At 53.9% G+C, this 24,905-nt stretch carries 31 protein-coding genes and 1 pseudogene; 21 read left to right on the plus strand and 11 right to left on the minus strand.

Annotated features, from left to right (window positions below):
* Positions 1-231 precede the first annotated feature (231 nt).
* The 8 genes and pseudogenes from ACGS9J_RS22920 to ACGS9J_RS22955 form a co-directional block, all read right to left on the minus strand.
* Positions 232-557, minus strand: a pseudogene (locus tag ACGS9J_RS22920) (ExeA family protein); the annotation flags it as partial.
* 182 nt (positions 558-739) lie between these two features.
* Positions 740-1,681, minus strand: a complete 942-nt coding sequence (locus ACGS9J_RS22925; RefSeq protein ID WP_442233019.1) for an Abi family protein — start codon at positions 1,679-1,681, stop codon at positions 740-742.
* Positions 1,682-1,863: 182 nt separating this feature from the next.
* Complete coding sequence (locus ACGS9J_RS22930; RefSeq protein WP_442233020.1) at positions 1,864-2,724, minus strand: hypothetical protein; 861 nt, start codon at positions 2,722-2,724, stop codon at positions 1,864-1,866.
* Positions 2,725-2,735: 11 nt separating this feature from the next.
* Positions 2,736-3,695 (minus strand): hypothetical protein, encoded by a 960-nt coding sequence (locus ACGS9J_RS22935; RefSeq protein ID WP_442233021.1) that lies wholly within the window; start codon positions 3,693-3,695, stop codon positions 2,736-2,738.
* Positions 3,692-3,952: a hypothetical protein gene (locus ACGS9J_RS22940; RefSeq protein ID WP_442233022.1), complete on the minus strand. Its 261-nt coding sequence runs from the start codon at positions 3,950-3,952 to the stop codon at positions 3,692-3,694. Before ACGS9J_RS22940 ends, ACGS9J_RS22935 begins: the two co-directional genes overlap by 4 nt.
* Before the next feature lie 297 nt (positions 3,953-4,249).
* Positions 4,250-4,630, minus strand: a complete 381-nt coding sequence (locus ACGS9J_RS22945; RefSeq protein ID WP_442233023.1) for a hypothetical protein — start codon at positions 4,628-4,630, stop codon at positions 4,250-4,252.
* 442 nt (positions 4,631-5,072) lie between these two features.
* The gene (locus tag ACGS9J_RS22950) at positions 5,073-5,861 is read right to left on the minus strand and encodes a hypothetical protein (RefSeq protein WP_442233024.1); all 789 of its coding nucleotides are present in this window, start codon (positions 5,859-5,861) and stop codon (positions 5,073-5,075) included.
* Complete coding sequence (locus tag ACGS9J_RS22955; RefSeq protein WP_442233025.1) at positions 5,858-6,469, minus strand: DNA-binding protein; 612 nt, start codon at positions 6,467-6,469, stop codon at positions 5,858-5,860. Before ACGS9J_RS22955 ends, ACGS9J_RS22950 begins: the two co-directional genes overlap by 4 nt.
* 562 nt (positions 6,470-7,031) lie before the next feature.
* Between ACGS9J_RS22955 and ACGS9J_RS22960 the strand changes: the two genes are divergently transcribed.
* The 4 genes from ACGS9J_RS22960 to ACGS9J_RS22975 all read left to right on the plus strand — a co-directional run bounded on the left by ACGS9J_RS22960 (position 7,032) and on the right by ACGS9J_RS22975 (position 9,262).
* Positions 7,032-7,328 (plus strand): hypothetical protein, encoded by a 297-nt coding sequence (locus ACGS9J_RS22960; RefSeq protein ID WP_442233026.1) that lies wholly within the window; start codon positions 7,032-7,034, stop codon positions 7,326-7,328.
* 62 nt (positions 7,329-7,390) lie between these two features.
* Positions 7,391-8,050 (plus strand): hypothetical protein, encoded by a 660-nt coding sequence (locus ACGS9J_RS22965; protein ID WP_442233027.1) that lies wholly within the window; start codon positions 7,391-7,393, stop codon positions 8,048-8,050.
* Positions 8,047-8,847 (plus strand): site-specific integrase, encoded by an 801-nt coding sequence (locus tag ACGS9J_RS22970; protein ID WP_442233028.1) that lies wholly within the window; start codon positions 8,047-8,049, stop codon positions 8,845-8,847. The genes ACGS9J_RS22965 and ACGS9J_RS22970 overlap by 4 nt, the downstream gene beginning before the upstream one ends.
* Before the next feature lie 166 nt (positions 8,848-9,013).
* Positions 9,014-9,262 (plus strand): helix-turn-helix transcriptional regulator, encoded by a 249-nt coding sequence (locus ACGS9J_RS22975; RefSeq protein WP_129935323.1) that lies wholly within the window; start codon positions 9,014-9,016, stop codon positions 9,260-9,262.
* Positions 9,263-9,376: 114 nt separating this feature from the next.
* Here ACGS9J_RS22975 and ACGS9J_RS22980 read toward each other — a convergent pair whose 3' ends face one another.
* The 3 genes from ACGS9J_RS22980 to ACGS9J_RS22990 all read right to left on the minus strand — a co-directional run bounded on the left by ACGS9J_RS22980 (position 9,377) and on the right by ACGS9J_RS22990 (position 10,864).
* Entirely contained in the window at positions 9,377-9,805 is a 429-nt protein-coding gene (locus ACGS9J_RS22980) for a plasmid protein (protein ID WP_442233029.1), read from the minus strand.
* 83 nt (positions 9,806-9,888) lie between these two features.
* Positions 9,889-10,161: a CopG family transcriptional regulator gene (locus ACGS9J_RS22985; protein WP_129935325.1), complete on the minus strand. Its 273-nt coding sequence runs from the start codon at positions 10,159-10,161 to the stop codon at positions 9,889-9,891.
* Positions 10,162-10,219: 58 nt separating this feature from the next.
* Positions 10,220-10,864, minus strand: a complete 645-nt coding sequence (locus tag ACGS9J_RS22990; RefSeq protein ID WP_129935326.1) for an AAA family ATPase — start codon at positions 10,862-10,864, stop codon at positions 10,220-10,222.
* A gap of 361 nt (positions 10,865-11,225) precedes the next feature.
* Here ACGS9J_RS22990 and ACGS9J_RS22995 point away from each other — a divergent pair, with 361 nt between their 5' ends.
* The 17 genes from ACGS9J_RS22995 to ACGS9J_RS23075 all read left to right on the plus strand — a co-directional run bounded on the left by ACGS9J_RS22995 (position 11,226) and on the right by ACGS9J_RS23075 (position 24,898).
* Complete coding sequence (locus tag ACGS9J_RS22995; protein ID WP_442233030.1) at positions 11,226-11,996, plus strand: N-6 DNA methylase; 771 nt, start codon at positions 11,226-11,228, stop codon at positions 11,994-11,996.
* Between the two features lie 461 nt (positions 11,997-12,457).
* Positions 12,458-12,961: a hypothetical protein gene (locus ACGS9J_RS23000; protein WP_442233031.1), complete on the plus strand. Its 504-nt coding sequence runs from the start codon at positions 12,458-12,460 to the stop codon at positions 12,959-12,961.
* 45 nt (positions 12,962-13,006) lie between these two features.
* The gene (locus tag ACGS9J_RS23005; protein WP_165367280.1) at positions 13,007-13,348 is read left to right on the plus strand and encodes a DUF3085 domain-containing protein; all 342 of its coding nucleotides are present in this window, start codon (positions 13,007-13,009) and stop codon (positions 13,346-13,348) included.
* A gap of 256 nt (positions 13,349-13,604) precedes the next feature.
* Positions 13,605-14,579 (plus strand): plasmid segregation protein ParM domain-containing protein, encoded by a 975-nt coding sequence (gene parM / locus ACGS9J_RS23010; RefSeq protein ID WP_308317241.1) that lies wholly within the window; start codon positions 13,605-13,607, stop codon positions 14,577-14,579.
* A gap of 2 nt (positions 14,580-14,581) precedes the next feature.
* Positions 14,582-14,986 carry a plasmid partitioning/stability family protein gene (locus tag ACGS9J_RS23015; protein ID WP_129935331.1) on the plus strand — a complete coding sequence of 135 codons (405 nt, stop codon included), beginning with the start codon at positions 14,582-14,584 and terminating at the stop codon, positions 14,984-14,986.
* Between the two features lie 84 nt (positions 14,987-15,070).
* A complete protein-coding gene (locus ACGS9J_RS23020; RefSeq protein WP_129935332.1) occupies positions 15,071-15,628 on the plus strand; it encodes a helix-turn-helix domain-containing protein in 558 nt (185 codons plus the stop codon).
* A gap of 424 nt (positions 15,629-16,052) precedes the next feature.
* Entirely contained in the window at positions 16,053-16,460 is a 408-nt protein-coding gene (locus ACGS9J_RS23025) for a hypothetical protein (protein ID WP_165367281.1), read from the plus strand.
* 45 nt (positions 16,461-16,505) lie between these two features.
* Positions 16,506-16,736 carry a hypothetical protein gene (locus tag ACGS9J_RS23030; protein ID WP_129935334.1) on the plus strand — a complete coding sequence of 77 codons (231 nt, stop codon included), beginning with the start codon at positions 16,506-16,508 and terminating at the stop codon, positions 16,734-16,736.
* 364 nt (positions 16,737-17,100) lie between these two features.
* Complete coding sequence (locus ACGS9J_RS23035; RefSeq protein ID WP_129935335.1) at positions 17,101-17,607, plus strand: antirestriction protein; 507 nt, start codon at positions 17,101-17,103, stop codon at positions 17,605-17,607.
* 635 nt (positions 17,608-18,242) lie between these two features.
* Positions 18,243-20,285 carry a ParB/RepB/Spo0J family partition protein gene (locus ACGS9J_RS23040; RefSeq protein WP_442233032.1) on the plus strand — a complete coding sequence of 681 codons (2,043 nt, stop codon included), beginning with the start codon at positions 18,243-18,245 and terminating at the stop codon, positions 20,283-20,285.
* Positions 20,286-20,326: 41 nt separating this feature from the next.
* On the plus strand, positions 20,327-20,791 hold the full coding sequence (gene psiB, locus ACGS9J_RS23045; protein WP_129935338.1) for a conjugation system SOS inhibitor PsiB: 465 nt from the start codon (positions 20,327-20,329) through the stop codon (positions 20,789-20,791).
* Positions 20,788-21,516 carry a plasmid SOS inhibition protein A gene (locus ACGS9J_RS23050; protein ID WP_442233033.1) on the plus strand — a complete coding sequence of 243 codons (729 nt, stop codon included), beginning with the start codon at positions 20,788-20,790 and terminating at the stop codon, positions 21,514-21,516. The genes psiB and ACGS9J_RS23050 overlap by 4 nt, the downstream gene beginning before the upstream one ends.
* A gap of 115 nt (positions 21,517-21,631) precedes the next feature.
* The gene (locus tag ACGS9J_RS23055; protein WP_017891116.1) at positions 21,632-21,943 is read left to right on the plus strand and encodes a type II toxin-antitoxin system HigB family toxin; all 312 of its coding nucleotides are present in this window, start codon (positions 21,632-21,634) and stop codon (positions 21,941-21,943) included.
* On the plus strand, positions 21,940-22,383 hold the full coding sequence (locus tag ACGS9J_RS23060) for a helix-turn-helix domain-containing protein (protein ID WP_127147056.1): 444 nt from the start codon (positions 21,940-21,942) through the stop codon (positions 22,381-22,383). Before ACGS9J_RS23055 ends, ACGS9J_RS23060 begins: the two co-directional genes overlap by 4 nt.
* A gap of 587 nt (positions 22,384-22,970) precedes the next feature.
* On the plus strand, positions 22,971-23,423 hold the full coding sequence (locus tag ACGS9J_RS23065; protein ID WP_129935340.1) for a hypothetical protein: 453 nt from the start codon (positions 22,971-22,973) through the stop codon (positions 23,421-23,423).
* Between the two features lie 60 nt (positions 23,424-23,483).
* A complete protein-coding gene (locus ACGS9J_RS23070) occupies positions 23,484-23,633 on the plus strand; it encodes a hypothetical protein (protein WP_165366321.1) in 150 nt (49 codons plus the stop codon).
* A gap of 446 nt (positions 23,634-24,079) precedes the next feature.
* Entirely contained in the window at positions 24,080-24,898 is an 819-nt protein-coding gene (locus tag ACGS9J_RS23075; RefSeq protein WP_442233034.1) for a DUF932 domain-containing protein, read from the plus strand.
* Positions 24,899-24,905: the final 7 nt, after the last annotated feature.

The raw sequence follows: 24,905 nt of genomic DNA on the forward strand, positions 1-24,905 counted from the left end.
TGGTAATCCTTACTTGATTATACACGCCGGACATCTTAACTTAGCCATAAGCGGACATTACAACTTTGCTACTACAAAAAAAGTGCGGATAATACTGATTATGTTAAATTAATCAATGACTTAGGTTAAACCAAGGTTTTGTTCTGGCTTAACCGGATCGCTTGCAGTCTGTTACTTGTAACGGCTCGCCACCCATTGCCTCGGGCTCACAATAACTGCAAATGAAAAATGTCATATCGGGAGTCCCACTGCCAACATCCTATCCCGCAGCTCTGCCGTTCGAGCCGGGTCGAGCTGATGGTTGAACATGGCCCTGATTTCTGCCGGTTTGGCATCAAACTGCTCCACCATGTCTTTCAGTCGAAAACCATGACGCGCTAATGTCGGCTCCAAATCGTCAAGCTGGCGGGAAAGTACCGATTCAACCAGGGCGGCGGTTATTGGCTTTTCCCCGTCTAATCACTTGCCTCCAGGGCCAGAGTCAGATGCAGTTGAACCTGAAGTTGAGTACGTAGTTTCATTGCCAGCAGGTCGATGGCATCGGCGGTCAGAATGTCTGCTGTGGCTTTCTCACGGCTTCCTCTCTGATAACGGGGTTTGAAGTCAATGGAACGAAATCGAACGCAAGTAAATTAAGTAATGGCTGTCGACCAGTTAGTCTCCAGCATGGCGTGAAGGATGGCCAACCCCAGCCCTAGCGCCATAACCGCGCTCAGGCTGGAAACGGAAAACTCCCGTGTTACCTGGCCGGGTGCAGGCTGTAGAGTTTTTTTCCGTACTCGAAGGTTTGGGAAAGTTCCTGTGAGCTGGCCGAGATCACATTACGCAAACTTCGCTTTTGCCGACGAGTCAGCGGCCGGGGGGCGCGTGAGAACGTGTAGATCCCCAGTTCCTGCACGGAGCAAATGCGTAGAGCGTGTGAAAACAGGCCGGTAATGGCCATGATATTTTCTACGTCAGGATCAATCGCGTTAATAGCCTGCTCGATACGTTTGATCTTCACCCTGATCGTGTCAATTGCCGTCGCGGCATCAGTTACATTCGGGGCTTTCACCCAGATAGGCTGATGATGGAACAGCCGATTACGGTATTTTCTCAGCTCAATGAGTCGGTTTTGCAGTTTCTGACGCGCATTCCCGCTACTGCGTGAAAACGTTGCATAGTTCTTGAAGCAACGTCCGAAAGACTGTGGCCACAGAAAGTTATGATGATTGCCCGAGTTACGGCCGGTTGGTGCCGCAAATTCATCTTTCAGAATGAAATGCCAGGCGCTGAAATCGGTGGCGGCGATGATCTGATCATGTGACCAGACAGGAGGATTGCCTGGATTGGCGTTTTTCTTCAACCACTGTTCCTGGGCCCAGTCTGAGTTCAATTTGTCGATGGCATGGGTTATCTTGTTGTAGAAATTAGTGTTTTGTAATCGGCTTCGGCACTGTAAGGCCGGATTGTCCCACCATTTCTGGCCAAACCGTCGTTTAGCTTCACGGTCGATGCTGTTGCGTAACGTGATCTCCAGATTCTGCAGTAACGGGTAGATCGAACTGGCCGCGTGCTGTGTCCAGATGTAGACCCCGTAAATCTCGCAGTCCTGTACTGGCCGAAAGGTGGTGATGAAGTGATTCAGCCTCGGCGTGGTGATGAGAGGTAGGATCGGGGCATAGTTGGCATTCTGTGGCATGTTCTTCCTTTCCTGATGGGTGATTCGGTTGACACGCAAGTGACGGGGGTGTAAATTAGTTTCCGTCAGCCTGCGTGACCTTCTTCCCCTTAACTGGTTCTAGTCGTTACGCACTATAGGCAAATCGCTTTTGAAAGCCCACCTCTGGTGGGCTTTCGTCATTATATCTTCTAGATTATTCCTTACCGATCGCATTCCCTGCACTCCCCTTCAATCTTATAACCGCCGCAGTCACAGGGCGCCATCGTCAAAAATCCGTCATAACTGCTGTAGTCACATTTGTACCACAAACAAGCCCCCTTTTGACGTTCAGGCAGGTAGATAACGCTGGGTGCCCCGCAATCGGGGCAGAGCTGATGATCTTCGGGCAGGAGGTCTGCCAGCCTGAAGTCGCAGCAGGTACAGTAGGTTTCAACGGGGTAGCTTTCGCCGTGATACAGAATGAAGTGCGACCAGTTTTCGCAGGCCGGACACATGGCCAGATGATATTCACCCTCGACATCGATGTCTAGGAACTGCCGCTCAAACTCAACGATCTTTTCTTTTATATCTGAGTCATACACCTTCAGGTCGGCGTCATCCGACTGCAGAATGGCGAACGCCGGTTTGTAGACTTCCCGGTACAGTTCACGCAGCAACATGGCCAGGGTGTCGGGGTCTATCTCAATGGCGAAGTGCTGGATCTTGTTGCGCTCCAGCGCCAGTGTATTCAGTAGCTTCAACCCGTCCGGACTGAACGCCTCCGGGTAATGGCTGCTCACCAGTCTGCGCAACTCCGCGATATTCACCGACACGCAGCGATAGAGCTCCTGTTCGGTAGGACGGCGATCGTCGCACACCTTTTTTATCGAGCGAGGATCAAAGATCAGAGTGTCATCGAAGCGAGTCAGCGTTGCCTTCAGCAGCAGTTCGGCCCCCTGAAACAGATCAAGCAAGCAGCGCTTGTGATCGCGGTTGTCGTTCTCGCGAACCGCCTGATAAAAGTGCGCTAACCCGGTTTCGACTGAGTCCAGTGCATTTTCCAGCAAAGAAAATTTCACCATGCCAGCATTCCTTATTTAATCATTTTTTTTAGAGCGAATGCTTCCTCGCTCATCAGTGGCCATCGAATGCGGTGCTCCCGTAGCTCTTGTGCTTGGGTGACCGTGAACCCTGTACGGGCCAGCAGGGTATCCAGTGCAGCGCCGGTGTCTTCCTCATACGAGGCAGCCGTGAGCGGAAACGCCTCCATACTTTCCCGCAGAATATGCAGCAGGCGCTCCGGTGCCGGCTGCGACCGAAGCGCCTCCCCGGGTGTCACAACAGCCCGCCGCACCTCGTCAGTCAGGCCGGTGATCCCCAGCTCCTGCAACGCGGTGTCCAGTTGCCGGTACCAGGTGTCCGTCTGGTCAGCTGGCGAGGGGGCGGCAGTCATACCCTCTTCCGGCGTGGTGCTTTCATTGATCTGTAGGCGGATATCTATGCCCGAATCGTGGCAGGCCTGTAGCCACTGCGCCACCTTCAGGGGATCGCCCTCCAGGCGAGTAGCCTGTCCGGCCGCGTTCCACAGCTGCAGACAGGTGGTGCCGTCAAGGCGGACCACGTAATCGCCCCGGCACGCCATGTACCAGACGTTATCTAGTTGTACTAACCGGTCGTCTGCGAAGGTGCCCGCATTTTCCGACGGCCTCACCGGGACCAGGGGAAGGACCATTACTTCTGTTGCGCGTTGTTCGGTCAGCATGCGTTCCTGTTCGCCGGCCAGCAGGGATGTGGCCACCGCCCTGCCCGCGTCCGTCAGCTCCACCGCCAGCTGCAGCGTCTGCCGGTTACGCAGGGTGCGCAGCCAGCCGGCGGCTTCCATCCGGCGACAGGATCCGCGCAGATTGTTGCCGTAGACCGGGGTGTCCCCGCCCTGCGCCAGCACCCGTTCAATATCCCGCGTGGCCACCGGTCCCGGACGTTTCGCATCGAGGGCGGCCAGCACAATCAAAATACTCCTCTGCAGCGGCGATGGTCGTCGCGCCTGAGTCATTGCTTATCCGTCTCTGGCCAGATGAGTTTTCTGAGGCGCTGCTGATCGGCGTCAATGAGCGCTTTGGTTTGTTCGTAATTGTTCAGTGGCGCACCGTTAATGGCCAGTTCATACCAGAAACTCAGAACGGCTCCGGCCTTGGCTGACTCGCTGATGTATTTAGCGCCGTGGCTGTCCAGCTCGCATTCACGGATATGTTCTTCCGCTACCCTGATCAGCTGCTCATAGCTGAGAGAAAACGTCACTTCGTTATCCATCCTGCACGCTCCGTTTGATAATGTCCTGTCGAGTAAATAATCATACTTAGAATGATTTGTTTCTGATTAAGTAAACATCATATCAGATATGATTATATGGATTGTGATAAATATCATATCTAGTATGATTTTATTTACATTAACATAAAATAATATCAATCTTCTGGTTTCCGTCGCGCAGATCCGTTTTCTGGCAGAGTCGGAAGACAGTGCACCTCTCTAAACCTGAGTTACTAGAACTGCAGGCGTAAAAAAGGCCGCAGAAGCGGCCTGATTAGAGTATCCGTGGCGAGTCAATCAGCCTGGAAGTTTCTCAAGGAATGTGAGTACAGCCTTTTGGTATGCCGTCCAATTTTTCGCGCTTCCCCACGGGGTTGAACCGTCATCATAAAAATAAATATCGCTATCGAGTAACCCCGGAGCACCTGGAAGAAGATGATCTTCGTAAACAGCGTGCTCCGCTCCATGACCACCGGCCTCTGCCATAAATCCCAGCGGTTTATATTCGCGATTAAGCAGTAGATATTTACCGGGTTCAGCTTCTCTAACCGTGTAAGGTAAATTGAATCGCATGAGCCATTTCATGGCGTCGGCCTTGCTGCTTTTGATTTTAAACCCGCGAAAATCATTTTCAAAACAATGCACTACCGTCTCAAGTCTGCTCTTTAGCGTTTGCATATATCGTCCTTTGTGCATGTGCCACGATGGGAATTAATTGCTTACAGCGCAGCTTAGAGGATACAAAATTTAGGTAGTTGCTTATAGCTATGTTGGACAAAATACCAGAACGTCTAACTACACACTGGGCTGTTGTTCACCAGGTAATTTGCCATGTGCCGCAAGCCATGCACGCCGCTTTGCCAGCCAATTCTGAAATTCAGGCGTACTCTCGACCTTCTGCACGTCCTTCCGCTTCCAGGCCATTATCGGGCCCGCTTTCTGAGGCTTGCCGAGAAACACAGATATTGCCTTATCTGTCCAGAAACGTGCTTTCAACCCGCGTGTGCTGATCCATTCTGAGTGCCAGGTATCACGGGCTCTTGCCCGCATATCCGCTGCATTATAATAAGGCATACGGTCATTCCTTGATGGTTGTTATCCGTGATACCCGGCCCGACGATTATTCATCGGGCCGGATTTCGCAGATGCTGCTTAAATCAAGACGGTGTGAACTCCAGACGCCACTGCCGACTGCGGCACCGGTGGACTTTCTGAACCGATGCCCGGATTCACTGATCCACATGGTTTTGGTTTCACGCAGCCTGACCTGACGAGGCCGGTAGCAGTATGTCATTGTTCCTTCGTGAGTCATGGCCTGCTGGGTTGTCTTCTCGGGGACGAGATCGTTATCCGTTCTGTCGCGGTACTCGGGAAGGATTTCTGTGGACACGAGCAAAGGCATACTGCTCGAACTCATCTCCTGCCCTGCCGCAGCCAGCAGGCTGTCCGCCGTGGCTTTCAGCCAGCCATACAGCTGATGGCCGTTACCCGGAATGACATCGAGGGTCACTTTACGCGTGGTGATCGTGCCTTCCAGACGGCGAACCTTCTGCAGGAAGGCGCTCAGCATCCCGCCGGACTCGATAGGCTCCACAAAAGTCCACTCTTTATGCCCCGGAAACTGATCCAGCGTCAGGTCGATGTAGTCCCCGTCCAGGGCGACAAAGACGTGACCGTGCATGTCACCATTTTCAATCCACTGCAGGGCGATGACATAGGGAAACAGTTTTGGGGCGTGATCTCTGAGGTATTTTATCAGCGTCTGGCTGGCCAGCTCACAGCAGCCGCGCGGGAAGGCCTTCAAATCGTTGCGCCAGAGGCGCGGTACCGGTTCACCGGAACGTTCGCCGGCGGCCAGCGCCAGCGCCCGGCGGAAAGCCTTCACGCGGGCCTCGGTTTCCGCTCTCATGGCTTCACCTTCCCGTCGCCGCGCGCCAGCGTCAGCAGTTCGGTCTGCAGGGTGCGGGTTTCCTCGCGCACGCCTTTCAGCTCGGCCTTGGTGTCCTGCAGCTGCGTCGCCAGGTGCTCGCCGGTGGCGGTCAGCCGGGCGATCTGCTCCCGCAGCGGCCCGGCCTCGGCACGCAGCTCGCGCACCTCCTGCAGCAGGCGATCGCGCTCGGCCACCACCTCGCGCAGCACCGCCAGCTCGCTCTCAAGCCGGGCCACGGTCGCCAGCCCGGCGTCGCGCTCCTGGTCAGCCTGGGCGATATCGGCGTCGGCCTGCTCACGCGCCGCCAGGGTGTCGGCGTCGGCCTGTTTCACGGCCGCCTGCCACAGCAGCCCCAGTTGGCCGGTCAGCAGCTGCATCAGCTCTGCCGGCAGCGCCGGCGCCTGCTCCGCACGCTGTTCGCGCAGGCGGGCGCGGAACGCGCGCATCACCGGGGAGATGTGGGACAGGGAGCCGCCGCCGAGGTGCGCCCGCACCTGCTCGTTGGTCGGGTTGGCGGTGCCGGCGGCGATCAGGGCCGCGGCGGCGTCTTCAATACGGCGGACGGTGTCCGGGGAGAGTGGGGTCATGGTCAGGCTCCGGTCTTTCAGGGAATGCCGCCATCGTACTCCTGGCGTAAAAATCCTACAATACACAAAATACAAATAATACATACAGTACAATAAATACATATCGTACATACAATACAGCACGTACGTACACTTGCTTATTTTTCACGGTCAGATCCGTTTTCTGGTAGTCTCGGATCTTCTCAGCTCCCACCGACGCGCAGCGGCGCAGAAACACAATATATGCCGCTCTGCCAGCTGCATTTTCTGCTAGATGTTGTGTTTGCCCCCTGCCCCGTGACCCGGCGCGCAGGGGCGAAAAAGGGCGCTTTACGGCTTTCGGCACCGTGGTACACTTCCGGAAAGTTTGAAATAGAAGAAAAATCGGATCAGGCCGGGACGGGCATCCGGTAATTTAATTTGGGGATTATATCTTTGCTTATTATCAAGCTAGTGATATTAACAACAGAAAAGATAAGCATAAGAATATTATAAGAGGTGACTGACGCATGATGGTGCGCAGTCAGATCTGCTGCACACCGTAATTACTCTGAGTGACTATTGCACTGAAAAGGAATGACTGATGGGTTTAGAGGAGCTGTTTGATACCCTCATCGCTGATGGCCACAAAACAGTATCGCTTGTTTCAAAAAAGCGTCTTATCGATGACGATGAGGAAACCTTTAAGGAGTATCTCATTCTTGATCAAAACGGAGATATTGTTGCCAAGAAAATATGTGTACCGGAAAGTTATGGCTGGTCAATGGTCTACTGGTCAGCATCTCAGTCAGGAACTTATTTTGAAGTTGAGATTGGAGAGATTGACCTAACTGACGGGGCTACAGCAAAAAGGTATTTCATTCTGTTCGGTTGCGACTGACCAATTTCAGGCAGGCAGGTAAAAAATGGCGGACGGGATTTTACACTCAATAAGGAACACACATGGGTGACTGGTTTATTGCCACTGAGGGCGTGAAGATCGTCAAAGACAGCGCCGGCCTGTGGCCGCAGATCATCACGGCAGTGGCTTCCATCGGGGGGGTGCTGAGTGGTGTGAGCCTGACGCATCACTATACACGCAAACGGGAGGAGGCCGCTGCTGAGCGGAAAATGGCGGCCGATCGCTATTTCATCGCCACGGAGCTGGTTTTCAAGCTGGAAGACTTTGCCGAGGCCTGTGCAGCGGCCGCCCAGGATGAGGGTAAGCCGGATGAACGCGGGTATTGGCGTGCGACCACCCGAGTACCGCCGCTCGAATTTGGTGATGTCACCGGCGACTGGCGCGCCCTGCCGGCTTCTGTCATGTACCGGGTGTTGGAGTTCCACGTTCTTCAGCCTGAAGCCAGCGGTGCGATAGATCACGCCTTTGACCATGATTCACCGCCCGACTATTCCTGGGGTTTTCGGGAAAGGCAGTACCAGTATGCGCGTCTCGGCCTGCGGGCCCTGCTCCTGGCCAAGCGTCTGCGCAAGATCACCGGCATGCCCTCTTCCCGCCTCGACAGGTACGACTGGTCGCCGCAGAAAACGCTGTGGCAATGCTGGCGCAAAGAGCGGAAGTTCAGGAACAACCTACGACTGGCCGAGAGGAATAACGCATGAGTGGTTTAGTGGTTCCTGCGTTCTACTCTGGGACGCCCACACCATCGCCGGTGTCGGGCGTCCCGTTACCGGTCGCCATCGACTACCCGGCGGCGCTGGCGTTGCGACAGATGGCCCTTGCTCATGATGAACTCCCCAAATATCTGCTGGCACCGGAGATCAGCGCCCTGCTCCACTATGTGCCAGATTTGCACCGGAAAATGCTGATAGCTACCCTGTGGAACACCGGTGCGCGGATCAACGAGGCGCTGGCGTTGTCGCGGGGAGACTTTTCGCTGACACCGCCCTACCCGTTCGCGCAGCTGGCCACACTCAAGCAGCGGGTAGAGAAGGCAGCGCGAACTGCGGGTCGGCTCCCGGCCGGCAGCTCAGCACACCGCCTGGTACCGCTGTCTGATCCGCAGTACGTCGCGCAATTACAGACCATGGTGGCTACGCTGAAAATTCCGCTGGAGCGCCGCAACGCCCGTACCGGCCGGATGGAGAAAGCGCGGCTGTGGACGATCACCGATCGGACGGTACGTAGCTGGCTGGCCGAGGCTGTGGAAGCTGCAGCGCAGGATGGTGTGACGTTCTCGGTGCCCATCACCCCGCACACCTTCCGACACAGCTACGCGATGCATATGCTGTATGCCGGCATTCCACTCAAGGTGCTGCAAGCGCTGATGGGGCACAAGTCGCTCAGCTCCACGGAGGTCTATACGAAGGTGTTTGCGCTGGATGTGGCGGCGCGGCACCGGGTGCAATTCTCGATGCCGGAAGCGGACGCGGTGATGATGCTTAAAGCTCAGCGCTGAATGGCCGATAGATAAAAACAGGCAGGCCGGTCAAGTGACCGGCCTTTTTTCCCCTGGTGTTTCCTGGCGTACTGCATGGTTGGTGTCTCGGTGTTTAGTAACTCTAAACAAGTCTAATGTTAAGTGATGCTAAACATGTCGTCAATCCTTTCTATGACGGCAGACCATGGTTCCCCAACGACTGAAAAGCGCCCGCCTCCGGGCTGGGCTTACACAAGAAAAACTGGGCGTACTGGCGGGTATTGATGAAGCTACCGCCCGTTCGCGGATCTCCCAATACGAGAGTGGTACCTACACCCCGTCCTTTACGACTATGTGCGCACTGGCACGTGTACTTAACGTCCCGGAGTGTTATTTCTATGTGCTGGACGAGGGTTTTGCGGAGAAAGTTTTATTGCTTCACGTTCAAAATTGAATCGTTTTTAGATATCACTTTAATATTAAAATGATATCTAAAGGATATTTTTTTGATGTTGTGATAATCCTGTTTTGATTGGCTGTGAGTGTATTGATATGCTTAACTATTCTGTTAAGCTTTTTCACTAGAGACCGTTATCACAAACGGGTGATCAGGTGTTGGTACTGAACCTGAGTTTTCGACAATGAACCCGACTTCGCGGATCTTACCGCAGCAACAATAGCCTCGCGAGTCATCTTCGTTTTCTGGCATGATACTGAATATCGATCGAGCAAGCAGAGTTTGCTCGTCTGTCATGCTGAGATAAAACTGATTCTCATGCGTGTTTATTGTCCCGTCCGGATGGCGTAGAAAAATCATATCAGAGCCGAATTGACCGCGGCCCTTTCGAACCTGAAGGCAATAACCCAGACGTATTGCGTTATCGCTACAGGTTGTGCCGGTGACAACGAATTGCCCCTTTGACGGGTGGTTACCAGGACTAATCATGTTTTGGTAATCGACCAGTGAAATGATTTTTTCTATAACTTCGTGTGTCATTGGTTATTCCTCTCAATTACCATCCAAAATGCAATTCAAATAATCCTGCTTACATATTGTTTTAATATTAAAGTAATTGTTAATTAACTCCCGCCTCCAACCGTGGCTCCTCGGTTCAATAGCTGGCGAATTGCGATGTTGATGAGTGCAGCCCGAGACACGCCATCTTCAGCGGCTTTCACATCGAGCCGGTCCAAAATCTCAGGATCTATCGTTAACGTGATCTGTTGACGTTTGCCTTTTACTACGCCCTTTCTTCGCGTTGCCGCGCCATCTGGAGCCGAATTTATAAAGGCTTCTGCCGCGCTGTCTTCAGCAGGGGTAGTGTTTTTTTTCGTTGGTCTTACAATAGCCATTTATTACCTCTTTAATCGTTTTTTAATATTACTTTAATATTCAAATGGTGTTAAATGACTATGAAAATAAGATTGATATTAATCTTTCCAGGTCAGCGTCAGCTTTGGGATCCCTTGGTTTCATTTCAAGCGTACATTTCCCTGATGCTGCCCCATTCGACCACGCTTTACGCGCCACAATATGTTTGGGGATTAGTGTCAGTTCTGGGAAGTCTGCAATCACTTCTGCTGCCTCTCGATTATCAATCGAGTGTGGATTGGAGTCGGCAGCGTTGATAATAGCGAAAACGTTCAACCCATCTCTCACACTCCGCGCTTCTTTGATCAGTGCAGATATGTCTTCAAGAGCCCAAACGTCGAAGCTTCCAGGACGGTATGGAACCAACAGTGCATCGGATAGCACTAAAGCAGCACGTAACGCTGTGGAGTCCCTGCCACCTGCATCAATGATGATGTCATCATATTTCATCTTTTGCTGGAGCACTTGAGCACGAAGGATGGGTCCTTCGGGATAAGACACACAGGCGATACCTGGCAGCGAATCATCATTTGCCCTTATGCCAACAGCGATTTGAGCCGTGCCTTGTCGATCCCCATCTATCAATAATACATCTCGACCCTGTTGTGCTCGTGCTGCAGCGATGTTTACTGCCAAAGTGGTTTTGCCTACCCCGCCCTTGGTGTTTCCTACTGTTATAATCATATCGTTTCTACCTTTTTTTAATATTACTTTGATAGTGAAATGAGGTTTAAATAATAGTCTTTTGGGTTTGTGTGTCAAGCCTGTTTTATTGGATTATTATGATATTAAAATGATATTACTTTAATTGTTGTGTGATGGTGCGCGAGATCTCATGTTTCGCCGCGCTTAATCTAGCCTCGCGCTGGTCTGTGGCAAGTATTCGCTGGCGCCGCCGGCATCACCCGTTCGCACTCCTTTCACGTTGTTCCACTCGTTTACGCATGCGGCTTCGGCCGTCGTACCTGCCACATCCCTGACTGGCGAGCCTTGTTTTTGCGCCATGGCGAGAAAATGAGTTCTTGCCTCCCAAGGGAGTCACACCATGAGCAACCAACTTTCCTTCGATGCACTGTTAGCCCCCGAAACCCCGGTTCAATGTGCGCCGCGTATGACGCCACGCGAAGCCAGAAAACAATTCATCAAAACGTTCTCTGTTATTGCGACCTATCACCGTCGTCTCGATGTTTTCCGCGACTTCATTCGCCTGGCTGCTAATGAACTCGATTTGGTGCGAGTACGGTCAGAGGAGGGCAGGGAAGAAGCGGTTCAGATTTGTAAGCGATACGAGGCTGTTGATCTGCAGAGGATGCAGCAACTGTTTTGTTTCTTAATCGACGCGATGGAAGGGGGAATGGATGACCTGCTGGGCGGGATATTTATGGAGCTTGAATTTGGCTCGTCGTCGATGGGGCAATTCTTCACGCCGTGCGAAGTCTCACGACTCATTGCCGCCCTGACACTCGGGGACCATGTTAAAGAGCTGGAACATCGCCCGTTTATCACGTTGGATGAACCTGCCAGTGGTTCGGGCGGCATGGTGATCGCCGCTGCTGAACACCTGCTCTCTAAAGGGTATAACCCGCAACAAGCGCTTTATATCCGTTGTACAGATATCGATCCTTTGGCTGCGGATATGTGTTTTATCCAGCTTGCGCTCTTGGGATTACCGGCCTCGGTCTATACCGGAAATACGTTGACGATGAAAATGTTTAAAGTCAGGCATACCCCGGTGTATTACGCCAACGACTGGAGCGAACGACTTCGCCTGGTTGATATGATCACGAAATTCAAGGCGGTGTTACACGCTGTTTAAGGGAAAGGGGGGCATGGCCCCTTTTTCTCTGTTTTTGCCGCCCTGTTGGTTCCAACCGGCGTTGAGCCGGCAGGAACCAATGCACCCATCGCTTGCAGCAGGCTGTCGCCTGCGCCGCTTTCACTGCCCGACCGCTTGTGCGGTCGTTCGCTGATGCCGCCAGGCAAAAAAGCCTGGCCCTTTCTGGTGTATCCCCTTAGCCCTGGCTACGCGCAAGGCGTCCGTCCCCGTGACTGACCCTGGGCCGGGGCGCCGCCGTCACAAGGGTTCGCTTCGCCGGTATCCTCACCCGTTCGCACTCTCTCCCGGTGGTCATTCGCTTGCGCGTGCGGCTTGCGGTCCCGCCCTTGCATCGTCAGCTGATACCCCGTCCCGGTCATGTTGTCACGGCGCCAGTCACCCCGCGCCGGCAAAAAGCCAAAAGGGGTATACACCAGAAAGAAGTCGAAACGGGAGGGTTTATGACGAAATTATTGAAAGAAGTTCTGGCCGAACTGGCCACCAACCCTACGAGCAGTACGCTGCAGGATGAGGCGACGGAGGCCACTTTGGTCCGCGTCTCTGGGGTGGCGGAAGCCGTATTGGCGTTCCTGGAACGATGCCCGGGCGATGATCGCGATGTCACCTCGGTTTTCAGCGATTTGATGGCCGATCTCTTCCACCTTGGACAACACCTGCACACCGCCGGTGTTTATGCCGATTTTCCGTTATGGCGACAGGCAGTATTACTGACAGCGATGGGGCACTTTGACGCGGAAACCACCGGGTTTACCGCGATGGAGGCAAGTCACCCGGATGCTGCATTCGCCCTGCTGAGCTACATCAATAGTCGAAAACAGCATGATCAACATCTCAGCGTTGCCGCCAGCTTACTGGCAACAGAACTGGTCCTGCTGAGTGCTCGTCTGGAGCCGTTGTCGAACCAGAATGCACTGACCACCGTCATCGCCGAAGTCTACAAATAATCATCAGGGCGGTGAATGTCGCCCATTAAAAAATTGGATATCTCTATGAATAACAAGATTTGTTTCAAAGGTAAAAAGACATTTGAGGTGATCACGCAAGCACGCCAACAGGGGTGTGATGTGCTGCTGGTCAAAGATGAAGGGGTGTATTTGATGGCGGCAGCGCGTACCAAAGGAAAGCGGTTATTGGCCTATGCCGAAGGGTTGGATCCGACGACCCGTGACAGTGGCGACGTGTTTGATGACGCCTGCCGGATATGTGGTGGGGACGACTTTATGGAGCGTCTCCCGTCGGACGATCCGACCTTTGACCACCTGCTCGAGAAACAAGGTCATCTTGAATTTCTCATTACGCAAACCGAGTTCTGTATGACGTCGGTGGGTTAAGAGTGTTGCCCGGTTCGCGTTAATGACAGCACTGCGGCGCGACAAAACTCCATTGATACTCATGCTGAGTATCAATGGAGTCAGTAGGGGGGTCTTCAATCATAAAGTGACTCAGTTTGATGCGTAACGACGCGGGTGAGTACATAACAAACTCATATTGAGTATTTTATTTTACTCAAAATGAGTAACTATATCTTGATGTGGTCTATGTTTTTCTTATAATGATACTCAAATTGAGTAACTAAAGGGGTGTGAAATGCATATTTGCTGTGATGATGGCTCTACCAATGTGAAACTGGCCTGGTATGTGGCGGGGGATTTACGCACGACCTTGTCACCCAATTCTTTCCGTCAGGGATGGAAAATCGATGGTATCGGCAGCCGTCGCACGTTCAACTATCTCGTTGATGGCGTGAAGTATACCTTTGACGATGTCAGCCAACAGGCGATCAGCACGACCCACATTGAGTATCAGTACGGTGATACCAATCTCCTGGCGGTGCATCATGCCTTGCTAAACAGTGGCGTGGAGCCACAAGCGGTAAAGCTGACCGTCACATTGCCGATCAGTGAGTTTTATACCGAAGATTGTCAGAAAAACACGGTTAATATTCAGCGAAAAATCGACAACCTGCTTCGACCTGTGACGTTGAACAAGGGGGAGGCCTTTACCGTGGCGGCTGTTGAAGTGATGCCTGAATCCCTGCCTGCGGTGTTTTCTCCCCTGGTGCGGGAGAATGTCGGGCCGCTGGAAACGTCCCTGGTTATCGATTTGGGCGGTACGACGCTCGATGCCGGAGTCATTGTCGGGCAGTTCGACGATGTGACGGCGATCCACGGTAATCCCACCCTGGGTGTTTCGATGGTGACGCAGGCCGCGCTGACGGCGCTGCGTATGGCGGACAGCGATACGAGCGCCTATGTGGCGGATACGGTGATCCAACGCCGCCATGATCGCGCCTTTTTGTCACAGCTGATTAATGATGCTTCCCGGGTTGATGACGTTATCGCCGCGATAGAGCACGGTATCACCCGGCTTGGCGATCGTGTGGTGAACGAACTGGCGCGATTCCGCCACGTTAACCGGGTTTGGCTGGTCGGTGGGGGCGCTCCGCTGATAGAATCTGCGGTAAGAAAAGCCTGGAAACTGCCGGCAGAGCGTATAACGCTGGTCGAAAGCCCGCAAATGGCGCTGGCGAGTGAAATGGCATTGTATAAACAAGAGGGATAACCGTGAGCGATAACAGCAGTGATACCCGCCGTAAATTTACCAGCTATTTGCAGCTGGACTGCGAAGCCGATCGCCATGCCCTGGATGTGGTTGAATCCATTTCGCAGCGAGTACGCGGGGATTTCCTGCGTAATGCCATCATCACAACGGCGGCATTACATCAGCTCGACCCACGGTTACCGGTGTTGCTGGCCACGATGTATAACGGCCAGTTGACCAGCGAGCAGCTGGTCAACCTGGTCAGCCAGACAACCGGCTGGAAACCCGATATGGCGGCGATCCGCGACGTGATTACGGCGTTGTCCGGTGAGGATTGTCGATCGGTGGTTCCGGTCGAACCTGTTCAACAGCCGAGCGAATTGGCTCCCCTGGGAGAGGCGCGCAAGAAACTGGGTAAATTGCTCTAAGGGGGCAATTATTGCCGGATTATGTGTTTGTTATCGCGTTTCAGGGTGCATAAATTGCCTGTTTTTTAGAAGGAATGGCAATGCATGGATGTTTTTGAATTGAGATTATGGCGTGCCGGTCAATATTTTACGCTGTCTGAGGCGCGTTCGCTACGTCCTGGTAGCCATTGGCGGCAAGAGGATGCAGCTCATGCTCTGGGGGTGTCAGAACGGACTTACCGAACCTATGAAAATAGTGGCGTGTCCCGATCGGCGCGTCTGGGGATCCAGACACTGATGTTGATCCGCCTGCTCCCCGATTTGCTCCGGATGGACCCACCGCAAATCGTCTTGCAACTGCAGGCGCTGACGCGCCATGACCAGACAACACCCCAGTCCAGAGGCGTGGTATCGCTTGTTATGCCTTCTGCAGGTATGAAGGCCTGGCGGGGTTCGCTGGGCTGGACGCAAAAACAGACCGCGGATTATCTGGGTGTTTCGCTGCGGACCGTCAAGCACTATGAGCAGGGGCCTTTGCCGCGTCGGCTGATGCTGGCCGCCCAGGCCGTTACGCTGGCCACGTTGTTGCCGGTCTGGTCAACCTATCCGTGTGCCAGGCTACTGCAGGTGCTGGATCAACTGGTCAATATCGACGTGAACTAGCACAGGGTTTATGGTGGCCAGGACTGGCCACGAAAAGGATCCCCGGCAGGGCCGGGGCCCCGAAACATCGCACTCCCGTCTGCAATGTCATTTTCCTTTTTCCTCCCAACGGTCACTGCCGGCCTCGAACCGGCCGCGACCGATCCCCTGATATTAACCTCCGCGCTGTCTTCCCTTTTTCCGCCCTGCAGGCGGGGATCAAAATGATATGGCGTCGCCTGGGCTTACGCCGTAGCCCGAACGTAGCCGTGCCGCTACGCCTGCAAGGGTTCGCGTTGCCCGTATCCTCTCCCGTTCGCACTCCCTCCTTGCGGTCGGTCATTTGCGCTGCGGCCTGCGGTACGGCCCCTGCATTCTCCGCTTTGCGCACGTCTGTGTTTTGGCTACGGCGCAAGCCGATATCCGATAACCTGACTGGAGAAGAATGATGCCTAACTGGTGTGCAAACCGAATTATCGTGACTGGAAACCCAGACCAACTGACCGCCGTGACCGATTTTGCCCGGGACGAAGGGGAGGTGAGTTTTTTCAACGAGGCAGATGTCGATGTGATGGCCTTTGAAGGGACTGTGCAGATTGATTTTGATACACGGTGGGCTCCTCCGGAATGTGTCGATATCAGGGCGCTGAGTAAACAGTTTTCCTGTCATGTCATTCATACGTTCAGTGAGGCAGGGGAGGGGTTCTGCGGTTATCACGTCTATGCGTGTGGTGAATATATCGACAGTGCCAGTGACGATCTGGAATGGTCAGAAGAGCGGGACGAGTATGGTTATGCCCGCGTTGTCGGGCCTGAATATGTATTGGGTAACGTCCCCTATTACGGCGGTTAAGGCGGTGGCGCCCGTGGGGCGCCTTACCATGACGAGTGGAGAATAATGATGATGCTGTCTAACCGGTACCGCCGTGTTGCCTTTTATTCTGGTGATCAGCCAGCGCAGTCTGATGGTCGCGCGATTTCAGATGACGATCTCTGTGCCTGGTGCGCGCATTTGCGCTATTGCCCCGGTGATACCAGCGTCTGCGAGCAAGGCTGGCCGTGCGAGCGTGATGAAGATGGTTACAGCCAGCAGTGTGAACAGGTGGCCCTAATCCCGCTAACCGTGTAACCCGCGTGCAGCTGGCCGTCAGCCAGCGCCGCTTTCACTGACCGCCTTTGGCGGTCGCTAAGGCAAGCCGTTGCCAACGGCTTCTGTCGGAGCTCGTCTCTGCGTGTTGTCACGCGGTGATCACTTTTGCTGTGACAGACATTGCCCCGTTCCGGTTCATCAACAAGGGTAAAGGCTAAAGCCCGCTTCCTCACCCGTTCGCGCCCCCTCCCGATGGTCAGGTGCTTGCGCTGCGGCTTCGGTATCGCCCTTGTTTCTGCCCCTGATGGAACAGGGCGGTCTGGTGTCACAGCATCGCGTTCCCCGCACTCAAACATCGCGGAAAGAAGCGCCCTAGCACCATAAAGAAGCCGGAGAGAAAAATATGAATAACCCAGTCAATATCGCCCAGTCCGACGTTGAAGACGTGACTAAAATTGAAATTACCGATGCCCGTCGCCGTTTGGCGTTTGTTCCAGAGCTGTTTGCGACGCCGTTGGGTGAGAGCATGGCGATGAGTTTTCTGCGTAAACACAGTAATTACGATGGAGGCATGTGGAATTTTTACGAGGTTCCGCGCGGGTTAAGCGGCCATGTCGCGCCGTGGATAGATATCATAACTACCCGGCCAACGGGGTACATTGCTCCGGCGGAAGGCACGTACAGATTGACTATTCCGGGCAACTACTTTGACGCTGATGTGTCAGCTGATGCTGCCGGGATCATCGCGACGCTGTTTATTTTGAATCATCTTTCATGGAAAATTTCAGAGATGGGAAGTGAATATGCGTTGATCTGCCAGGGACTGGTCGATCGGCAGGATGCGCTAAAAGATTATATCAGCATCATAAAACACCCTGAAAGAGAGCTTATTTTCCGCGCCATTGATTAAAAATGGGTCCGGGTGCTCAGCCCGGATCTTCTCCCCGACAGCCCAAACCTGGCCCTCGCGGTGGTGCTCCTGGTGCCGCGTTTGTTTCGATTAAAAACGCTATTATTTTCATAGGATAGGGGCATTGGTCCCCTTCGGCTCCCCGGCGTCTCAGACTCCGCCGAACCCCTTTGGGTTTCGGGCTCTCGCTAGGGTCTGATGGCGAAAGGGCTAAGGGCTGGCGCTTGCAACCGGCCGTTGGCCGGTGCCGCTCTCACTGACAGGCCGCTTGTGCGGCCAGTCGCTAAGGCTACCAGGCTAAAGGCCTGGCGCTTTCCGTTGCCTCCCCCTGTATGCGGCTGTAGCGCAAGGTGACTGTCTCCGTGACAGACGCTGGGCCGGGGCGCAGACAGCACAAGGGGTCGCTTCGCCGGTGTCCTCACCCGTTCGCACTCTCTCATTCCCTCCGGTCGTTCACTCGCTTGCGCTGCGGCCTGCGGCACCGCCCTTGTTCTGTCAGCTGATACCCCGGCCCGGTCTTTGTGTCACGGCGCCAGACTCCCCGCGCCGGCAAAAAGCCAAAAGGGGAATACACCAGAAAGAAGTCGAATAGGGCGGATTCTGGGCACGTTTTATCACTGATGGAGGAATTACCCATGTCCAAGACCACGACCAAACCAAGTGCAAAAAAAACCGTGAAGACTGATGCTGCTCAGTTTGTTGAAGCGACGCTGGCCATGGCCAAGTTTAAACATGTCATGCTCAAGGAACTGGCTGCGACGGCTCTCAATGCGCGCATAACGCCCCGCACGAAGGCTGATATTGAAGGGCGCGCGGCCAGTATCGAGGGTGCTGGGCTGTTGCAGAATCTTGTCGTGTACCGCATGGCTGATGGGTTATACGGGGTTGCTGCCGGTGAAACCCGACGTTTGGGCCTCAACGTGCTGATGGAACAGGGACGATCTGCGGCAGGCGTTCCGGTGACGCCAGAATTCAGCGTTGCCGTGTTGGAGGTGAGTGAAGACGATGCTTATGCGATCTCTATCGCGGAAAACGTACAGCGCTCTAATCTGGAGCCTGCTGACCAACTGGAGAGCTTCCGCGTCATGGCGGAAAAGGGAACGTCTGTAGAGCGGATCGGTGCCATCCTTGGTTACAGCACGGCTCATGTCAAAAAATGCCTCAAGTTAACAACAGTCGCGCCAGCCCTGCTGGAGCTGCTGAAAACCAACAAAATCAATTTCGATCAATTAGCCGCATTGGGCGCAACCGATGATCACCCGCGTCAGATTCAGGCATGGGAAAAGGGGGATTATTACGAGCAATACCGTACACCCAAGGCGTTGCGTGAAAGCGTGCTGAACGATGAAGTTTCAGTGATAGACAGTGATTTGGTCGATTTCGTTGGGCTGGACGCCTACCAAGCGGCAGGCGGTGAAACCCGTGAAGACCTGTTCGCCGAAAGCGTCATCCTGACAAATCGGCTGCAACTGGAAACGATGGCGCTTGCCAAGCTGCAGGACGCGGCGGACGTTGTCGCGAAAGAAGAGGGTTGGGCTTGGGCACAAGGCCGGTGCAAGGAAGTGAAGAGCTGGGGTGAGGATGCAAAGGTTTACGATGTGCTCTATGCCTATGCCAAGTTGAGCGACGAGCAGAATGCAGAAGTTGAGCAACTGGAGTCTGAGAAAAAATTGCTCGAAAGCCTGCTCGAGGGTGCTGATGCCGACGACGAGTGGGAGCATACCCCGCGTATCGGGCAAATTAACGCACGTATTGCCGAGATCAATGAACACGCTGAAATCAACAAATGGTCGCTGGATGTACGCGACACGGCTGGTGTGGTTGCCTATCTGCAAGACGGAAAAATTCATCTCCAACGCGGTTTGATGAAGATGGAGGACATCAAGCTGGTCGAGAAGGCCGAGCGTGAAAAAGCCAATAAAGAAACCCCACCCTCAGAGAAAGGGCTGTCTCAGGTATTGGTCGCCAGTCTGTCAGCCGAGCGCACACTGGCGGTTGCCGCTTCACTGGCTCAAAATTCCACGGTTGCTCTTGCCCTGCACACCTTCACATTGACGCGCAGGATCTTTGGAAAGGGCTATTTCAGCGAGATGCATACCTCCGTGGACAGCCAGCGCAGCAACTGCCTGAACCAGTCGTCGGACGCAGGCAGTGAAAACGGACTCGCTAATCAGAAACTGAACGCATTGCATGAGGGCTGGCTGAGTCGTTTCCCACAGGACTGGTTTGACGGGTTCGACTGGTTGCTGGAATGGCCGCAGGAAGACGTGTTGGCGCTGCTGGCCTACTGTGTCTCCCACGGTCTTGATGGCAGAGAGTGCCAATTGCATGACAACCGCGTGGGTACCAAGCTGGCGCGTGTTGAGAAAGCGCTGAACTTCCAGATCGGCGACTGGTGGAAACCGACCTCTGCGAACTATTTCTCACGCATTGCCAAAGACCAGATTGTTGATGCGCTCAACAGCGCCGGTCGTGCCGGTAATGCCAGCGACGCCGAGAGCATGAAACGCAAGGAAGCGGCGGAATTCGCCGAGGCCGTACTGAAAGAAACCCACTGGTTGCCCGTCTGTATGTCACCCGCAGAGCCGCCGCAGACCGAGTTGGATAGCACCGGTGATGTGGATACCTGTACGACCCGCCACACTGATACTGCCGCTGACCACCGCGCTGCCGCCTAACTGACAGGGATCTGCCGCCGAGAAGGCGGCAGAACAAGACCATGAAAAACCAAAAATTGAGCCTTGAGCAGTTAACCGGGATGAGCGCTACCGAATTGGAAGAGTACCGCGATCGTGGCAGGGAGTGGCGGCGGAAGTTGAACAATGCGGTGCTGGGTAGTCTGGCGCTGCCGCCGGGTTGGATAGCGAACGCGGAGGAGGTGTGCGAGTTTTGTGGGCAGGTGCCGGTTGTCTGCCGGATAAGCCCGAAGGGTGATGATGTGACCGCGATTTATCTGTGCAGTGCCGGTGCGGACGTGCCGGGCTGGTCAGCCGTTATTCCGTTCCAGGGAACATCGTCAACAGCTAACCAAGGTGACTGTATTGCCTGGGTGCATACCGCAGATAATTTCGAGCCGGAGACGGTTAATCGGGTATTGAAGGTTGTTGGAGAATACTACCGTCATGGATTCACCCACCCGGAGAAACTGGCGGTAGCGCTGCGAATGGGAGGGTTTTGCGTATGATCCCGAACAATCGCGCACTGGTGCCGGTTAACGAGTATCAGCAAGCTGCCATTCATGCGGTGGTGCTGGTCGAACGTAAGAAAGAACAGGGGAAGCGGATCGCAGAATTTCCGTATGCCAAGGCATTTTTCAAAGTGTTGAACAACGGGCGGGGGCAGATTTTAGCGAACGACATCCGTCTGTTATCGTCAAATTACTCCCCGGATGAGCGGGGCGGGGCGTCTATTGCGCAATACATTAAGGCACTGGACAGGCTGATCGAAAGCGGAGGCCAATATAGCCCGCTGCCGCTGTCTGGTGACGTTGTAGCAACACTGTTCCCGGCCTATGTCGAACTTTGCCATGAGCGGCGCGAGCGCAAGTGGGATATGCAGTACGAGCGCAGAGAGCGGAAGCGGTCACGGGAAGAACAGCAAAAGCGGCGGCGCTATCAGACCCTGTTGGCGCAGGCCGAAGTTGAGCTGGCATTTTCTACCCCGTCGACGGTTGGGGCGTGGTACGCGTACTGGAGTAAACAAGATATTTACGAAGACGATCTTAGCGAGGGATTTTTTGCTTGGTTCGAGCGGTTTCCGTGCATTGCAGCCAGTCAACTTTCGCACTACAAGAACGACGCTCTTTGGACTGTGATGGAAAGGTTGCGGGGGGGTGAAGGGGATTTGACCGAGGCCGAGCGGATGTTCAACGCCTTGCTTATCCCGAATAAACTGGCACGAAAACTATGAGGGAAGCGGCTTGAAATGCGTGCTCAATGAGGCAAAATGATAGTTTTCAACTTGAAAACAATACGGTTGGAGAGTACAATGTTTTCAAGATGAAAACAGGGTAGAGGGATCTGCAGTGCATGTAATTAGCAGACAGCCGTTTAACGAGGCTGCCGGAAAATACCCTAATAGCGCATTGGCGCTTCTGGATTTGATGCGGGTTCTGGAAAAAAAGACCTTCAACAGCCCGGATGAAATGAAAAGAGCGATCCCGTCACTGGATAACTTCAAGTACCGTAAAAAGTGGTGGGTTATCGATGTGTCCGGCAATACGTTGCGACTTATGGCCTTCATTGACTTTGAAAAACAAAAGGTTTTTGTTAAGCACATTGCGACTCATGCCGAATACGACAAGTTAACCAAGTATTATAGGGAGCATAAAGAATGACTGTTGCCACTCATATCGACGCCGCCAGTGCCGAAGGCATGATCGCGACATTTGCCAACGCGGTGAAATGCATTCCTTTGATGACGGGTGATAAAAGCGAGGCTGAATACAAAAAAGCGCTTGAGCTGATTGAGTATCTTGTCGATCGCGACGAGCTGAGCAACCCGCTTTTTGAACCGCTTGCGGCCAAAATTACAGAGTATGAAAACAGCGCCCCGGAATTTGAGGCGTTTAACCGCCGCTTGGCGGAGATCCCTACCGGGGTCGCCGCGTTGCGTACCCTGATGGATCAGCATGGTTTGAAAGCGGCTGATCTGGAAGATGAATTGGGGTCTAAAAGCAATGTCAGCAACATTCTTAGTGGTCGCCGTGCGTTGACTGTGCAGCACATCAAGGCGCTGGCGACGCGTTTTGATGTCCCTGCTGATTTGTTCATTTGATGGGGAGGGCGGGTAAGGTGACCTGTCTGGCCAAACCCTAACGACTGACATCAAGAGACGGCGCCACAGGCGCCGTTTCTGTTCCCATTCGTCCAGCCGGGTATTTCCTTTTTTCGTTGGCCCCTTTCCTGTCCGTATTGTGGCGCCCTGTTGGTTCCTTTCGGCATTGAGCCGACAGGAACCAATGCACCCATCGCTTGCAGCAGGCTGTCGCCTGCGCCGCTTTCACTGCCCGACCGCCTATGCGGCCGGGCGCTAAGGATACCAGGCTAAAGGCCTGGCCCTTTCTGGTGTATTCCCTTAGCCCTGGCTACGCGCAAGGCGTCCGTCCCCGTGACTGACCCTGGGCCGGGGCGCCGCCGTCACAAGGGTACGCTTCGCCGGTATCCTCACCCGTTCGCACTCCCTCCCGTTGGTCGTTCGCTTGCGCATGCGGCTTGCGGTCCCGCCCTTGCGTCGTCAGCTGATACCCCGTCCCGGTCATGTTGTCACGGCGCCAGTCACCCCGCGCCGGCAAAAAGCCAAAAGGGGTATACACCAGAAAGAAGTCGCCGCGGCTTCTGATTCACTGACTAACGGGAGTGGTTATGTCAACGATCGAGCAACAACAACAAATGGTTTTTTATGTGCCGGGGACAATGTGGCCGGTTGGTGTGGCTATCTGGCTGGATGGGGAGTATGTCACCTCCTGCGGCCAGACCTTGGCACAGTTACAGCAGATCAAGCCAGCTTGCGAACTGGTGACGTTCGAGGCGGCCTTGCGTGCGATGAATGATGCGGCAAAATTGCCGGTTCAACGCATCAGCAAAGACGAATACATGGAAAAGCTGGAAATGTTGCCGCCGCTGGATTGGCAATTTAGCGCGGGTTATTCGTCTTTCAAAATGATGGAAATGTATAGCGGTAACATAACCGACATTTATGTTCAGTTCGGGGAGGCGTATTTCAAACTTCGCGATCATGTCACGCTGTCGCACAGTCAGATCATGACGCACGTGAGTGCGTTTCGTGAAACGGAATCGGCGCAGGTTGCTGCCTAAAACCCATCGTTTCCCGCTGCTATAACGCAGCGGGACATCATTTCTCACGGAGAGCAAAAAATGATTATTGATGAATATATCGAGACGATCGGGCGCTACATCTTGCAACAACGTAATGCGCGTAAACCGGCGCGTGTCCCCGCCTTAAAAGTGTTTGAGTGGGCGCAGTTACTGCGCTATTTGGAAATTCAGCGCGGTTATACCTGTTAGCTTTATTGTGCCGCCTCTCGGGGCGGCTATCGGGCGCTGCCGGCATTGAGCCGGCACCTCCCGAAACACCCCCGCGCTTGCAGCCGGCTATTCGCCGGCGCCGCTTTCACTGTTGCCACAGATTGCGGCAACACTAAGGCGACCTGGCTTTGCCAGGTGAATTATTTCGGTGCCACTCCTTGCCAACAGGCATGGCTCAGAGTGTCTTTTGCCGTGACAGACGCTGAGCCGGGGCGTCGATCCCACAAGGGTTCGCTTGCGCCTCCATCCTCACCCGTTCGCACTCATTCCTTTCAGTCATTCGCTTGCGCATGCGGCTTGCGGTGGTGCCCTTGTGGTTTCGTCTTGTACCCCGGCCCGGTCTCAATGTCACAGCACAAGACGCTCCGCGCCCGGCAACGCCGGAAAGGGGAGTAACACCAGAAACAGGGTTTGGGAGAATTAAAATGCAAAGATTATATTCAGGTTTCCGCAGCGCCAATGTCATCCGTAAAGATCGCCCGCTGACCAACGACGAGTTGGCAACATTTGTACCCAGTGTTTTTTCTGAGGAGAAACATGCCTCCCGTAGCGAGCGTTATACCTACATTCCAACGATCAGCCTGTTGGATAAACTCCGGGAAGAAGGGTTCCAACCGTTTTACGCCTGTCAGACTAAAGTTCGTGATGAAGGCAAGAGAGGGCATACCCGCCATATGCTTCGCCTGCGCCGTAATGGCTTCGGTCAACATGATGAAGTTCCGGAAATTATTTTGCTAAACAGTCATGACGGCAGCAGCAGTTACCAGATGATCCCCGGCGTTTTTCGTTTCGTGTGCAATAACGGTTTGGTGTGCGGTGATACGTTTGGTGAGGTTCGTGTACCTCACAAGGGGGACGTGGTTGGACAAGTTATTGACGGGGCTTATGAGGTGCTTGGCTTGTTCGATAAAGTGACGGAATCACGTGAAGAGATGAAATCCATAACGTTAAATCGTGATGAGCAAATGCTCTATGCAGATGCTGCATTGGGTTACAAATACTTCGACACGCATCAACCCATTTCCGCAGAACAAGTGTTGCAGGCAAGGCGCAGAGAGGACAATAACCCGGATTTATGGACAACCTATCAACGTGTCCAGGAGAACATGATCAAGGGTGGGATTGATGGTCGAACTGCGAAAGGGCAACGTAGCAGAACGCGTGCCGTGAATGGCATTACAGGTGATATTAAGCTCAATAATGCATTGTGGAAAATGGCCGAAGCGATGAAAGCATTGAAATAATAATTAT

The organism is Serratia quinivorans (genome assembly GCF_052113645.1).
GTDB classification, from domain to species: Bacteria; Pseudomonadota; Gammaproteobacteria; order Enterobacterales; family Enterobacteriaceae; genus Serratia; species Serratia quinivorans_B.